This window comes from Flexivirga oryzae (genome assembly GCF_014190805.1).
GTDB lineage: Bacteria > Actinomycetota > Actinomycetes > Actinomycetales > Dermatophilaceae > Flexivirga > Flexivirga oryzae.
Genome location: NZ_JACHVQ010000001.1, coordinates 971,984 through 986,033, shown reverse-complemented (window position 1 = coordinate 986,033; position 14,050 = coordinate 971,984). Strand labels below are relative to the sequence as shown.

Genomic DNA, 14,050 nt, shown 5'->3' with positions numbered 1-14,050 from the left:
GGCACCGCCGACGACCGGTTTCATTGTCGCACACAATGGGGGCGGTCACGGCAAGCGGAGCGCGTGGCAGGACTCCGGAGTATGCCGATCGCGGCGTATTCCACGCGCCGGGCATACTCCCGGGGTGCACCGCGGGTCCGGTCACCGCAACGGATCGCCGACCTGCCCGTCCGCTCCCAGCGGCCCCTGCGCCAGGCGTGTCACCAGCGGTGCCCGTGTCGGGCGGAAGCCGCCGTACGAACCGAGCGCGACGAGTACGTCGTCCGGCCGCACCAGGGGCGTCAGATGCCGCAACACCAGCGTCACGGTGCCGCCGTCGGTGGTCAGCGCGACGATCGCGCCGCGCACGTCGAACGCGCGCTCACCGCGCTTGGTCATCCGGGTGACCGTCGCGTCGTCCCGGGCGAGCAGGGCGGCGACGGCGGCTGCCACCGCGTCCGCGTCGTCGGCGGCGAAGTCGAGGCGCCATACGCTCCCCTCGAGCCGGTCGGCGAGCGCGTCGGGCAGCGCTTCGGCGACGTCGACGATCACCAGGTCGGCGGGCAGTGCGCCGTCGAGGGCGGCGCGCAACTGCTCGGGCTCACGGCGCTCGGTCAACTGGATCTCGAAGTACTCGGCCTCGCTGGCCGTGCCGGTCGGCGCCGCGTTGGCGTAGCTGATCCGCGGGTGCGGGTGGAAGCCCGCGGAGAACGCCACCGGGACCGCCGACCGCCGCAGCGCGCGCTCCAGCGCCCGCTGGAAGTCCCGGGTCGAGGAGAAACGCAGCCGGCCCCGCTTGGCGTACCGCACCCGCAGGCGCTGTACCGCGGGGTCCGGCGCGGGTCCGTCGGGGGTGCGTTGTCTGCTGGGCACCGGGACACGGTAGCCGCTGGATCAGTGGTCGACCGGGACGAGGCGGGTATGGCGGGCTGCCGCCTTCCTGCGACGGGCGCCGATCACGCACGCGACGACCACGGCGCAGACGATCATCAGCGCCGACGCGAGCGCGAGGGTGTCGCCGAGGCCGTCGACGAACGCGCCGCGGGCCATCGACCGGATCGGCTCCGGGAAGCCGGTCGCCGCCGCGACGGACTCGCGAGCCGCTGCCGCCACCGGTGCCGGCGCACCGTTCAGGTCCAGCGCCGACCGGTACCCGTTGCTCAGCACGCTGCCCAGCACGGCGATGCCGAGCGCACCGCCGACCTCACGGGCCACGTCGTTCATCGCGGAGGCGACACCCTGCTCCTCGGCGGGCAGCGAGTCCGTGATGCTCGCGGTGGCCGGCGTCATCGCCCAACCCATCCCCGTGCCGCCGACCCAGAGCAGCACCGCGATCACCCAGTACGCGGTGTCGGTGCCGAGCATCGCCATACCGCCCATCGCGGCCGCGACGAGCGTCATACCTGCGAGGCAGAGGGCACGCACGCCCACCTTGCCGACCAGGTGAGGGGCGACCCGGGCACCCGGGAGCAGACCCAGCGCGACCGGGGCGGCGGCACACGCCGACGTCAGCGCCGACCAGCCGCGCACGAACTGCAGGTACTGCATGAAGACGAAGATGAAGCCGAAGAAGACGAAGAAGAGCGACGAGACGGTCAGCATCCCGGCGGAGAAGCCGCGTCGGCCGAAGAGCCGCACGTCGAGGAGCGGTGTGCTGTGGCGCAACTCCCATCCCGCGAAGGCGAGCAGGACGACGACCCCCGCGATCAGCCCGAGCACGGTGCGTGCGCTCCCCCAGCCTTCGATCGGCGCCTCGATGATCGAGTAGACGAGCACCCCGAGCCCGGCGACCGACAGCACCGCTCCCCCGACGTCGAACCGGCCGACTGCGGCGGCACGCGACTCCGGCACCAGCCGGAGGGTCAGCGTCAGCGCGAACAGCGCGACCGCCGCCGTGAACCAGAAGATCGACTCCCACGAGAACCAGTGCAGCAGCAGGCCGGAGGCGAAGAGCCCCAGGACGGCGCTGCCGCCGGCGAGCCCGGCCCAGATCGCCACACCCCGCACCCGTTCGGCGGGCGGGAAGGTCGCCGTGATCGTCGACAGGGTGGCGGGCATGATCAGCGCGGCCGCCACACCCATCAGCACCCGGATGGCGATCAGGCTCGCCGGGTCCGTCACCAGCGCACCGGCGGCCGCCGCCAGGACGATCAGGCCGAGCCCGCCGAGCAGCACGCGGCGCCGGCCGAGCCGGTCGCCGAGGTAACCGCCCGGCAGCAGCAGCGCCGCGAAGGTGAGCGCATACCCGTCGACGATCCACGACAACTGCGTCTGCGACGCTCCTGTATGGCGAGCCACGTCCGGCAGCGCCACCATGAGCGACGACACCGCCGACACGACCGTGGCCAGGCCGACGCAGACGGCCACCAGAGTCCCTCTACTGCGATTCATCACCAGCACCTTCCGTTGTCCGACGTGATCGCGCCGATCACGTTCTGGACCTCACGGTCCGCGCCGCGACGCAGTAGATTCAACAGTGATGAATAAATCCAGAGGTCGGCGCTCCGGCAGTCCCGACACCCGTGCCGAGATCCTGCACGCCGCACGCGAACGGTTCCTCAGCGGCGGCTACGCTCGCACGTCGCTGCGCAGCATCGCCGCGGACGCCGGGGTCGACGTCGCACTGCTGAGCTACCACTTCACTTCCAAACAGGGACTTTTCACGGCCGCGATGGAGCTGCCGGTCCGTCCCGGCGAGCTCATCGCCGAAGCACTGGACGCACCGATCGAGCAATGGCCGGGGCGGATCCTGCGCACGGTCCTGCGGGTCTGGGACGACCCGCAGATCGGTCCGGTACTCGTCCAGACCGTGCTCGCGACGGCCAGCGAGGAAGGCGGTTCCGGGGGTTTCGTTGAATTCCTGGAGACCGAGCTCCTCGGCCGGCTCCGCAGCGGGCTGGCCGGCCGCGACGCGGATGCCCGCGCGACCGGGGTGCTCCTCACGATTGCGGGACTGCTGATGACCCGCTACGTCCTGAAGGTCCCGACCATGGCCACCGCGTCGCCCGAGGAGATCGTGCGCATCGCCACGCCGGGCGTCGCGGTTCACTTGCGCGGCGCCCGGCTCGCCCGACCAGCCAGCACCGGCCGTTGACGGTCGAAACGACCGCTGACGGCGCAATTGCGGGGTCAGCCGTCGTTTCCGGCGTCAGCCGCGGTTTCGGCCGTCAGCGGTGCGCGCGCCGTCCTGCGCCGTAGGCTGCTGACGTGGACTTCGACTTCGATGCGGAGATCATCGAGTGGCGCGGGCCGGCGCCATACCTCTTCGCGCCGCTGCCGCCGGACGCCGTGGACGAAATCGCTGGTGCGGCAACCGATCTCAGCTACGGATGGGGATGCATCCGGGCGACCGGCCGCGTCGGCGACACGGATTTCAGCACGTCGCTCTTTCCGCGCGACGGCGGCTATCTGATGCCGGTCAAAACGGCGGTGCAACGTGCGGAGGACGTCGGACTCGGGGACGTCATACACATCGAGTTGTCCGTCGGGGACTGACCGCGCCCGCCCCGCCATCCCGACAGGCCCACAAAACGCCGAACGGCTCACTTACACCGCCCAATACGGTGAAAAATCGCCGAGCAAGTGGGCCTCTCGGCCGTTGGTGAGCCTGTCGGTCAGTCAGACGACGGTGAGCGGGAGCAGCTTCTTGCCGGTCGGACCGATCTGGATCTCGGTGTTCATCTGCGGGCAGACTCCGCAGTCGTAGCAAGGTGTCCAGCGGCAGTCGTCGAGTTCCTTCTCGTCGATCGCGTCCTGCCAGTCGTCCCAGAGCCAGTCCTTGTCCAGCCCGGAGTCCAGGTGGTCCCAGGGCAGCACCTCGCGCTCGTCACGCTCGCGGGTGGTGTACCAGTCGACGGACACCACTGTGCCCTCGAAAACCTTTGCGGCACAGTCGAGCCAGCGCTCATAGCTGAAGTGCTCGCTCCAGCCGTCGAAGCGACCACCGTCGCGCCATACCGCCTCGATCACCGCGCCGACCCGACGATCGCCCCGGCTGAGCAGTCCCTCCACGATGCCGGGCTTGCCGTCGTGGTAGCGCATCCCGATCGACGAGCCGAGTCGCCGGTCCGACTTGATCGCGTCCTTCAGCTTCGCCAGCCGGGCATCGGTCTCCTCGGCGCCCAGCTGCGCCGCCCACTGGAAGGGTGTGTGCGGTTTGGGCACGAAGCCACCGATCGACACGGTGCAGCGAATGTCCTTGCGGCCACTGACCTTCCGACCCGTCTCGATGACCCGCTTGGCCATGTCGGCGATCTGCAGCACGTCCTCGTCGGTCTCGGTCGGCAGACCGCACATGAAGTAGAGCTTCACCTGCCGCCAGCCGGCGGAGAAGGCCGCCGCGACCGTGTTGATCAGGTCGTCCTCGCTGACCATCTTGTTGATGACCTTGCGGATCCGCTCCGACCCACCCTCGGGGGCGAAGGTCAGCCCGGACCGGCGACCGCCCCGGGTCAGCTCGTTGGCCAGGTCGATGTTGAACGCGTCGACCCGGGTCGACGGCAGCGAGAGACCGGTCTGGCTGCCTTCATAGCGGTCCGCGAGCCCCTTGGTGATGTCCGCGATCTCGGAGTGGTCCGCGGACGACAGCGACAGCAGCCCCACCTCCTCGAAACCCGTTGCGGCCAGGCCCTTCTGCACCATCTCGCCGATGCCGGTGATCGACCGCTCGCGGACCGGCCGGGTGATCATGCCGGCCTGGCAGAAGCGGCAACCCCGGGTGCAGCCGCGGAAGATCTCCACCGACATGCGTTCGTGCACCGTCTCGGCGAGCGGCACCAGCGGCTGCTTCGGGTAGGGCCAGGCGTCCAGGTCCATGACCGTGTGCTTGGCCACCCGCCAGGGGACACCGTGCGCGGTCGGTGCGGGTGCCACGCGCTTGATCCGGCCGTCGGGCAGATAGTCGACGTCGTAGAACGCCGGGACGTAGACGCCGCCGGTGCGGGCCAGCCGCAGCAGCAGCTCCCGGCGCCCGCCCGGGCGGCCACCTGCTTTCCACGCCTTGATCACGTCGGTGATCTGCAGCAGCGCTTCCTCGCCGTCGCCCAGCACCGCGGCATCGATGAAGTCCGCGACCGGCTCGGGGTTGAACGCCGCATGGCCACCCACCAGCACGACGGGGTCGTCGTCCGTGCGATCCGCCGCGTGCAGCGGTATGCCGGCCAGATCGATCGCGGTGAGCACGTTGGTGTAGCCCAGCTCGGTCGACATCGAGAAGCCGAAGACGTCGAAGTCTCGGACCGGGCGGTGGCTGTCCACCGTGAACTGCGGGATCCCCGCCTCGCGCATCGCCGTTTCCATGTCCGGCCACACCGAGTAGGACCGCTCGGCGAGGGTGTCCGGGCGCTCGTTGAGCACCTCGTAGAGGATCATCACCCCCTGGTTGGGCAGACCGACCTCGTAGGCGTCGGGATACATCAGCGTCCAGCGGACCGTCTGCTCCTCGCCGCCGGGGCCGAAACCGCCGCAGTCCCAGTCCTTGACCGTCGAGTTGAGCTCGCCACCGACATACTGGATGGGCTTGCTGACCCGCTCCAGCAACGGCTCGAGCGCGGGGAAGAGTGACTCACCTGCCATGCGGACAGGGTATGGCGCGCCGGCGCTCCCAGGAAATGGCTCGCCGCGGGAAGCCTCAGACGTAGAGGCCGTCCAGGTCCTCCTTGAACTTGCGGGTGACGACGGTGCGCTTCAGCTTCAGGCTGGGCGTGATCTCACCCTCCTCGACGGTCAGGTCGCGGGGCAGGATGATGAACTTCTTGATCTGCTCCCAGCGGTTCAGCCCGAGGTTCAGCTCGTCGACGTAGCCCTGCACCATCTCCCGGGCCGCGTCGGAGGTGACGATCGTGCGGTAGTCGGCGTCCGGCATCCCGTGGGCCGCGCCCCATTCGACGATGGCCTCTTCGTCCAGCGTGACCAGGGCGGAGACGAACTTACGGCCGTCGCCCTCGACCACGAACTGCGAGGCGTAGGGGCAGATGCCCTTGAACGTCGCCTCGATCAGGCTCGGCGCGACGTACTTGCCGTTGGAGGTCTTGAACAGGTCCTTCTTGCGGTCGGTGATCCGCAGATGACCCGTCGGCAGCAGCTCGCCGATGTCGCCGGTGTGGAACCAGCCGTCCACCAGCGTCTCGGCGGTCACGTCGTCCAGCCCGCGGTAGCCCTGCATGACGCCGGGCCCCTTGATGAGGACCTCCCCGTCGTCGGCGATCTTGACCTGGGTGCCGGGCACCGGCCAGCCGACGGTGCCGACGATGTTGCTGTCCGGGCGGTTCACGCACGAGGCCGCCGCCGTCTCGGTGAGTCCGTAACCCTCGAGGATCGGCATACCCATGGCGTCGAACCAGCGCGCCACGTCCTGGTTGAGCGCAGCCGACCCGGAGATGAAGAACCGCACCCGGCCCCCGAAACGCTCGCGGATCTTGGCCAGCACCACCTTGTCGCCGATCGCGTGCTGCGCCCCGAGCACCGGGCTGACCTTGCCACCCGCGCCGCGGGCGGTCGCGACCTTGCGGGCGTTGCCGCTCGCCCAGTCGAACAGCTTGCCCTTCACGCCGCCCTCGCCGGCCATCATCGTGGTGATCCGGCCGTAGACCTTCTCGAAGATCCGCGGCGCGGCGCCCATCCAGGTGGGCCGCACGATCGGCAGGTTCTCCACGATCTTGTCGACGCGGCCGTCGATCGCGGTCGGGAAGCCGATCTGCAGCGGCAGGGTCAGCAGCACCTTGCCGAAGACGTGCGCGAGCGGCAGCCAGAGGTACTGCACGTCGTCCTCGTTCAGGATCCGCACCGAGTCGACCGCCGCGGCCTCGTAGGTCCACGCGTCGTGGGAGAGCCGGACGCCCTTCGGCCGGCCCGTCGTGCCGGAGGTGTAGATCAGCGTCGCCAGCGACTCGGGGGTGAGCTGCGCGATGCGCTTCTCCAGGGCGCCGTCGTTCTCGGACAGGTATGCCGCGCCCAGCTGTTCGAGCTCGTCGAGGCCGATCACCCAGTCGCCGTCGCCGGCGCCGTCGATCTGGACGACCTTCGTGACCGAGGGTATGACGTCACGGCCGCCGCGCAGTTTGGCGACCTGCTCCTCGTTCTCGGCGAAGACGACGACGCTTCCCGAGTCGGACGTGATGAACAGGACGTCGTCCGCCGTCGTCGACGGGTAGATCGTGGTGGTCGCGGCCGCGCACAGCATGATGCCCAGGTCGGCCAGCGCCCACTCCAGCCGCGTCGCGGACGCGATGGCGACCCGGTCCTCGGGCTCGACGCCCAGGGACACCAGGCCGGCGGCGATCCGACGGGCCCGCTCGTCGACCTGGCTCCAGGTGATCGACTTCCACTGCTCCCCCACCGGGTAACGGAAAGCCTCACGGGTCGGGGTCTTGGCCACCCGCTCCACGAACAGGTGCGCCACCGACGTGGCGCGACCCTCGATGACCGACAGATCGGGCTGCTCTGCGCTGAGCGACTTCGTCATGGCAGGGAGACTACCCGCCAGTTCACTTACGCGGTCGCAGGACCGTCATCAACGGTTCACTGGGTGCGGCAGATCTCCCGCGCCTGCGCCACGTCCCGGCGCATCTGGTCGATCAGCGCGTCGATCGAGTTGAACTTGGTGTTACCGCGCAGCCGCCGCACGAACTCGATCCGGACCGTCTCGTCGTAGAGGTCGAGGTCGTCGCGGTCCAGCACATACGCCTCGACGGTCCGCTCGGGGACGTCGTCGAAGGTGGGGTTGGTGCCGACCGAGATCGCCGCCGGCATCCGATGCTCGGGGTCGTCGGCCGCGGTGCCCTCACGGACCAGCCAGCCGACATACACCCCGTCCGCGGGGACCAGGCCCTCCGGCCGCGGACCCAGGTTGGCCGTCGGGAAGCCGAGCTCGCGACCGCGTTGCAGCCCCCGCACGACGACCCCGCGCACGTCGTGCAGGTGGCCGAGCGCACGGGCGGCCACGTCGACCGCGCCGTCGGCCAGGGCGCGGCGCACGTCGGTCGAGGAGATGCGGTGCCCGTCTCCGACGTCCGGCAGCACGACCACCGAGAATCCGAAGTGGTGGCCGAGTTGCCGCAGCGTCTCGACGTCACCGGCGTTCTTGGCGCCGAAGCGGGTGTCGCGCCCGACGACGACCTCGACCGCGTGCAGGCCGTGCACGAAGACGTCACGCACGAACTCCTCGGGCGTCATCGCCGCCAGCTCGGGGGTGAACTCCAGGACCAGCACCGCGTCCAGGCCGGTCTCCGCCAGCCGCTCGTAACGGCTGGTCGTGGAGGCGATGAGCTTCGGGGCGCGCTCCGGGTAGAGCACTCGCAGCGGGTGCGGTTCGAACGTCACCGCGCAGGCGCTCGTGCCGCGCTCCCGGGCCCGCTCGACGACCTCACGCAACAACGCTGCGTGACCGCGGTGCACGCCGTCGAAGTTGCCGATGGTGACCACGGTCTCCCCGAAGTCGGCGGGGATCTCGGTCAGCTTGGAAAGGCGCAGCACGGTGACTTACTCTGCGCTCGCGACGGTCGCAAGCTCCCTGCGACGCGAGCGCATCGCAAGCCATCCGTGCCTGTGCTCAATTGAATTCACGGCGCAACTTTAGCCCGCGGCGAATTCCTTCTCCGACAGGCGCAGGACACGCCATACGACGAGGGCGAGCAACCAGGTCGCCACGAACACCCCGACGATGACGAAGCCGATCCCGTCCAGGTCGACCGAGCCGATCGCGGCGACCGGTCCGTCGGTCCAGCTGAAGCGGTCCGAGAGCACCGAGCAGAGCTCGATGGTGCCGATGACGAGGGCCACGAAGACCGACAGCCAGGTGACCGTGGCGTTGTAGTAGAGCCGGCGCAGCGGCTTGGCGAACGCCCACCGGTAGGCCTTGGCCATGAAGACGCCGTCCGCGGCGTCCAGCAGGCTCATCCCGGCGGCGAACAGCACCGGGAGGGTGAGGATGGCGTACCACGGCAGGGAGAAGGCCGCCGCTCCCCCGGCGAGCACCAGCAGGCTGACCTCGGTGGCGGTGTCGAAGCCGAGCCCGAAGAGGAAACCGATCGGGTACATGTTCCACGGCTTGGTGACCGACTTGGTGAGCCCGCCGAGGATGCGGTTGACGAAGCCGCGCGAGTTGAGGTGCTGCTCCAGGGCCGCCTCGTCGAAGTCGCCCTGCCGGGCTTGCCGCCACACCCGGATGATGCCGATGAAGGCGATCAGGTTGAGGATGCCGATGATCCACAGGAACGTGCCCGAAACGGTCACGCCGATCACCCCGGTGATGGTGTGCAGCGTGGAGCTGTCGTTCTCGACCGAGCCGGCGAGCGCCTTCATGCCGAGCGCCAGCAGGAAACACAGTCCGAAGACGACGCTGGAGTGTCCGAGCGAGAACCAGAACCCCACCGACATCGGGCGTTTGCCGTCCGAGAGCAGTTTGCGGGTGGTGTTGTCGATCGCCGCGATGTGGTCGGCGTCGAAGGCATGCCGCATGCCGAGCGTGTATGCCGTGACGCCGAGCCCGACACCGAAGACCTGCGCGTGCGCGCTGTCGGTTCCGAGTTGGAAGTGCTGCGGCGCGACCATGAACAGCAGCGTGCCCCAGCCCACCACGTGGAGTGCGACGACCGCTGCCGTCATACCGAGGACCGAGCGGCGTTCTGCCGGAGTGAAATCGGCGAAGAACTCCCGGACCCGGTCCAGCTTCGTTGCCTGCGATGCGGTGATGGTTGCCATGATGGTGCCGAGCATATCGGCAAGTCGCGACAGAGTCGCATCTGGAGCAGAAGACTGCCCGAAAGGTCAGGTGTCACCGGGTGGATCGGCTGGGAAGACCACCCGTGACCTGGCCAGCGGGCCGGTCTCGTCGAGCATCGCGACCAGTTCGTCGCCGGCGATGGCCGCGGACACCTCCGGGTGGTGCTCCCCCGCCCGTAGCCGCTTGCCGTGTCGCAGGTCGACGGCCTCCGCGGCGCTGATCCGTCGGATCGGGAACTGCGCAGCCGCGGCGTCCACCATCGGCAGCAGCGGCAGCGGCTCCCCACCGTCGGCGAGGACGGCGAGATCGTCCAGGCTGTGGGTCATCGACAGGCCGAACCGCCCGACCCGCGTGCGTCGCAACGCGGTGAGGTGCCCACCCACCCCGAGTGCGGCGCCCAGGTCGCGTGCGAGCGCACGCACGTAGGTGCCGGACGACACCTGGACCTCGACGTCCAGGTCCCGCAACGTCCCCACCGCACGTTCGTCATGTATGGCGAACCGGCCGACCCGCACCGGGCGGGGTTGCAGCTTCACCTCGTCTCCCCCGCGGACCCGGGCGTACGAGCGCACCCCGTCCACCTTGATCGCACTGACGGCGCTCGGCACCTGCTGCAGGTCTCCGGTCAGATCCACGACCGCGGCGGCGATCTGCTCGGAGGTCAGCCCGCTCGCGTCGGCGGTCGCCGTGACGTCACCTTCGGCGTCGTCGGTGATGGTCGACTGCCCGAGCCGGATGGTGGCGGTGTAGGTCTTGTCGCAGCCGACCAGGAAGGTAAGCAGTTTGGTGGCCTTGTTGACGCCGAGCACCAGCACACCGGTGGCCATCGGGTCGAGCGTGCCGGCGTGCCCGACGCGCCGGGTGTGTGCCAGGCCGCGCGTGCGGGCCACCACGTCGTGGCTGGTCCAGCCGGCCGGCTTGTCGACGAGCAGCAGTCCGTCGCGGCTCATTCGTCGTCGCCGGCCACGGGCTTCTTGTAGGGGTCCTCGTCTCCGGCATACCTCGCGGACGCCTTGGCCTGCGCCAGCTCCTCGTCGCGCTCCCGTGCGGCCTTGAGCGCCTCCTCGATGTGGGCAGCACCCTCGGGGATCGCGTCCGGGATGAACTCCAGCGACGGGGTCAGGCGTATGCCGAGCCCCTTGCCGACGTGCGAGCGAATGCGCCCGCGCCAGTCCTCAAGCGCCGCAGCGGTGTTCGCGCGCTCGTCATCGGAGCCGAACACGGTGTAGAAGATCGAGGCGTGCTGCAGGTCACCGGTCACCCGGACGTCGGTGACGGTGACGAAACCGAGTCGTTCGTCCTTGACCCGTCGCTCGATGAAGTCAGCGACGAGGGTCTTGGTGCGCTCGGCGATCTTGCGGGCGCGTGCCGGGTCAGCCATGAGAGCCTCCGTGTGGTGGTGCGGACGTGGTCGGGCAACGAGGCTTGCCAAAGACAAACCCTACGTTCACCTGGCTTTGCGGGCGACGATCAGGTCGCGGTCGATGGAGGCATCCACCCGGTGCCGGAACGCGTCCGGTGTCTCGTCGACCGGGTCGAGCCCGTGCGTGACCAGCAACGCCGCAAGGTCCTCCCGCGGCGCGACATGGCGGTTGTAGGACAGGCCGACCGCACCGCCGGTGCGCAGCGTCCGCAGCCAGCCCGGCAGGGCGCGGTCCAGCAGTTCCAGCGGACTGCGGGCGAGTCGGTCGCCGTGCGACCCGTGCTGGACGCCGTACGGGGTGTCGGTGACGATCGCGTCGACGCTGCGCGGCCGGACCAGGCCGTCCAGGTCGGTCGTGTCGGTCAACAGGTAGGTCAGGTGCTGGGTGTCAGCCGCCTTGTGCGCCTCCTTGGATGCGGCGACCTCCACCTGCAACCGCTTGCCGCGGTTGCGGCCGCTGGTGCGCAGGGCGGACTCGTCGGCCGTGTGTTTGAGTCGGTGCTGCCGCATCCAGGTCTTCAAGAACGCCGAATAGGCCTGGAAGTCCTTGCTGTCCAGGTCCACGCCGATCGAATCCAAGCCGAGTGAGAGCGCGATGTTCAGCGTCGTGCCCCGCCCGCACATCGGGTCGAACACCTGCAGGCTGCCGTCCAGCAGCCGGTCCGGCAGGCGGGTCGCCGCCGCCGTGACGTTGAGCAGCAGCCGGGTCCACTGCTCGTTGGTCTTGCCCTGATACTTCTGGATCGTCACCAGGTCCCCCGGGTATGCCGCCCGCGGCTGCTCCAACGCCACGGGCGCGAGCAGGTCGCCCTCGCGCCGGAAGAGGGCGTGCGCCGCCGACAGTTGCGAGACGACGCGCACCGCGGCATCGGTGAGCACGCCGCTGGTGTGCAGTGCGAGGTAGGAGACGCCGGCAACGTCGGTGCGTGCGACGTCCGGCTCCGGCAACCCGAAACCCGCAGCCATCGCACGGAGTTCGGCCTCGCACAGGCGCGGCGCCTCAGCGCCGTACACGCGGTTGGCCGACGGCGCCAGCAGGATCAGGTGTTCGGTCACTCCGGCAAGATTAGTCGGCAGCCCGGCCGGCGCGGTCGCGGTAGCTGCCCGGGGACTCCCCCACCAGAGCCGTGAAGTCGCGGCCCATGTGCGCCTGGTCGAACCAGCCCAGCTCGACCGCGAGCGACGCGAGCGTCTCGTAGTCACCGGCGTTGAGCCGCGCGATCGCGGCATGTACGCGGGCGCGCGCGACGAGCCACTGCGGCCCGACGCCGACGTAGTGCCGGCAGGCCCGCTGCAGTGACCGCAGCCCCATGCCGCACCGGTCCGCGAGCTCACCCGCCGACATCGTCGGGGCGGAGTCCTCCAGGGTCGCGATCACTGCGGAAACCGTCTCCAACTCGGCGGTGTCGGCCGGCACCCGATCGAGCAGGAACGCGTCGAGCCGCTCGACGCAGTCCGGGGTGTCGGGGTGCAGGTCGGCCAACGCGTCCGCCCCCGAGAACAGCCGGGTGGCGGGCACGACCTGATCTCGCAGCCGGCTCGCCTCGACACCCGTGATGACGGTCGGCGCGCCCGGACGGAACTTGACGCCGACCACCCCGCCCGCGCCGCTGAGCGTGACGTCGAAGCGGCGCCGGCTGACCACCCCGGTCACGAAGACCCCGGGCGCGCTCACACCGTCCCGGGCGACCTGCCCGGACTCGACGGTGAGGTTGGTCTGCGGGAGCGGCACCAGCGACGAGCGGTATGACGCCCCGGCGGGCAGGCTCCACCGCACCGTCCAGTAGTGCTCGACCCAGCGCTCCAGCGCGGGATGACACGCCGGCCTGGTCAGTGTCGCGTGCTGCGCGAAGCGACGCGGATCCAGGATCACCCCGTCGGTTGTCGCGAATGTCCTAGTCGCCACATCCTGCAGCGTACGAGCATGGTCCGACAGTCACATCGACCTTTTCGAGGAGCCACCAGATGACCGACACCACCACGCCAGCCGCCAGCCTCGGCATGGTCACCATCGACTGCGAGGACGCCGCTGCAATGGCCTCGTTCTACAGCGCGGTACTGGGCTGGCCGGTCGCCTACCAGGGTGAGGGCTACGCGATGTTGCAGCAGGGTGACCAACGACTGGGGTTCGGCGAGACCCCCGACTACCAGCGGCCGTCCTGGCCCGACGACGGACACAAGCAGTTCCACCTCGACCTCGCGGGAGAGGACGTCGAGGCCACCGTGGCACGGTGCGTCGAACTCGGCGCCACCAAACCGGAGCAGCAGCCCGGTGAGACCTGGACCGTGCTGCTCGACCCGGCCGGTCACCCGTTCTGCGTCACCAACCTGGCCAACTGGGGCTGATCGGTCAGGGCGCAGCGGGTGGCGGGGTGGTGATCACCAGCACCGCCTCGGCGGGACCGCCGCTTGCTGCGTAGGAGTGCTTGCGGTTGCTGGTCCACGTCGTCGACTCTCCGGCGTGCACGACGACCGAGCGCGTCATACGCACCCGCACGGTGCCGGAGGTGACCACCAGGTGCTCGGTGACGTCCCGACCATGCGCGGGTGACGAATGCCGTGCCCCCGCGGGGAATTCGAGACGGAAGACCTCGACCGTCGTGCCGTCCGGGCGGTGCCGCAGGTCCAGCAGCACGGTGCGCATCCCGCCGGCAGCTGTTGCCTGCGCGCCGCCCACTTCGCCGACCAGCGCCGACAGCGGCAACTCGAGCGGTCCGCACACCGCGTAGAGGGTCTCGATCGTCGGATTGCGTTCGCCCGCCTCCAGTTGGGACAGCGTCGCCTTGCCGACCCCTGCCTCGCGAGCGAGCGCGGACAGGCTGATGCCCCGGCGCTCGCGAGCCTCGCGGATGCGCGCACCCACCGCCGCCGCCCGAGCCTCAGCGCTCATCAGCTGGACCCCTCTCCCGTCGTATGCCATTCGGTCG

The 14,050-nt window shown here is 69.8% G+C and carries 14 protein-coding genes; 3 read left to right on the top strand and 11 right to left on the bottom strand.

What is annotated here, in order from left to right; all coding sequences use genetic code 11:
- Positions 1–141 precede the first annotated feature (141 nt).
- A complete protein-coding gene (locus FHU39_RS04490) occupies positions 142–852 on the bottom strand; it encodes a TIGR03936 family radical SAM-associated protein (RefSeq protein ID WP_183319254.1) in 711 nt (236 codons plus the stop codon).
- A 21-nt stretch (positions 853–873) separates the two neighbouring features.
- Entirely contained in the window at positions 874–2,370 is a 1,497-nt protein-coding gene (locus tag FHU39_RS04485; RefSeq protein WP_183319253.1) for an MFS transporter, read from the bottom strand.
- An 88-nt stretch (positions 2,371–2,458) separates the two neighbouring features.
- Here FHU39_RS04485 and FHU39_RS04480 point away from each other — a divergent pair, with 88 nt between their 5' ends.
- Positions 2,459–3,073: a TetR/AcrR family transcriptional regulator gene (locus tag FHU39_RS04480; protein WP_183319252.1), complete on the top strand. Its 615-nt coding sequence runs from the start codon at positions 2,459–2,461 to the stop codon at positions 3,071–3,073.
- 113 nt (positions 3,074–3,186) lie between these two features.
- Positions 3,187–3,474: a DUF1905 domain-containing protein gene (locus FHU39_RS04475; RefSeq protein WP_183319251.1), complete on the top strand. Its 288-nt coding sequence runs from the start codon at positions 3,187–3,189 to the stop codon at positions 3,472–3,474.
- A 123-nt stretch (positions 3,475–3,597) separates the two neighbouring features.
- On the opposite strand, the gene FHU39_RS04470 is transcribed toward FHU39_RS04475, so the two are convergent.
- The 8 genes from FHU39_RS04470 to FHU39_RS24905 form a co-directional block, all read right to left on the bottom strand.
- Positions 3,598–5,553: a TIGR03960 family B12-binding radical SAM protein gene (locus FHU39_RS04470; protein WP_183319250.1), complete on the bottom strand. Its 1,956-nt coding sequence runs from the start codon at positions 5,551–5,553 to the stop codon at positions 3,598–3,600.
- A 55-nt stretch (positions 5,554–5,608) separates the two neighbouring features.
- On the bottom strand, positions 5,609–7,441 hold the full coding sequence (locus FHU39_RS04465) for an AMP-dependent synthetase/ligase (protein ID WP_183319249.1): 1,833 nt from the start codon (positions 7,439–7,441) through the stop codon (positions 5,609–5,611).
- Positions 7,442–7,497: 56 nt separating this feature from the next.
- Positions 7,498–8,451, bottom strand: a complete 954-nt coding sequence (locus FHU39_RS04460) for a bifunctional riboflavin kinase/FAD synthetase (RefSeq protein ID WP_183319248.1) — start codon at positions 8,449–8,451, stop codon at positions 7,498–7,500.
- Positions 8,452–8,550: 99 nt separating this feature from the next.
- Positions 8,551–9,678 (bottom strand): Nickel transporter NicT, encoded by a 1,128-nt coding sequence (gene nicT, locus FHU39_RS04455; protein WP_246336159.1) that lies wholly within the window; start codon positions 9,676–9,678, stop codon positions 8,551–8,553.
- A gap of 66 nt (positions 9,679–9,744) precedes the next feature.
- Positions 9,745–10,650 carry a tRNA pseudouridine(55) synthase TruB gene (gene truB / locus FHU39_RS04450; protein ID WP_183319247.1) on the bottom strand — a complete coding sequence of 302 codons (906 nt, stop codon included), beginning with the start codon at positions 10,648–10,650 and terminating at the stop codon, positions 9,745–9,747.
- On the bottom strand, positions 10,647–11,081 hold the full coding sequence (rbfA, locus tag FHU39_RS04445; RefSeq protein WP_183319246.1) for a 30S ribosome-binding factor RbfA: 435 nt from the start codon (positions 11,079–11,081) through the stop codon (positions 10,647–10,649). Before rbfA ends, truB begins: the two co-directional genes overlap by 4 nt.
- A gap of 66 nt (positions 11,082–11,147) precedes the next feature.
- Entirely contained in the window at positions 11,148–12,179 is a 1,032-nt protein-coding gene (locus tag FHU39_RS24620) for a TRM11 family methyltransferase (protein WP_183319245.1), read from the bottom strand.
- Between the two features lie 10 nt (positions 12,180–12,189).
- Entirely contained in the window at positions 12,190–13,029 is an 840-nt protein-coding gene (locus FHU39_RS24905; protein ID WP_183319244.1) for a DUF6597 domain-containing transcriptional factor, read from the bottom strand.
- A gap of 59 nt (positions 13,030–13,088) precedes the next feature.
- Here FHU39_RS24905 and FHU39_RS04430 point away from each other — a divergent pair, with 59 nt between their 5' ends.
- Positions 13,089–13,469, top strand: coding sequence for a VOC family protein (locus FHU39_RS04430; protein WP_183319243.1), 381 nt, complete (start codon positions 13,089–13,091; stop codon positions 13,467–13,469).
- A gap of 4 nt (positions 13,470–13,473) precedes the next feature.
- On the opposite strand, the gene FHU39_RS04425 is transcribed toward FHU39_RS04430, so the two are convergent.
- Positions 13,474–14,013 (bottom strand): helix-turn-helix domain-containing protein, encoded by a 540-nt coding sequence (locus tag FHU39_RS04425; RefSeq protein ID WP_183319242.1) that lies wholly within the window; start codon positions 14,011–14,013, stop codon positions 13,474–13,476.
- Between the last annotated feature and the right edge of the window lie 37 nt (positions 14,014–14,050).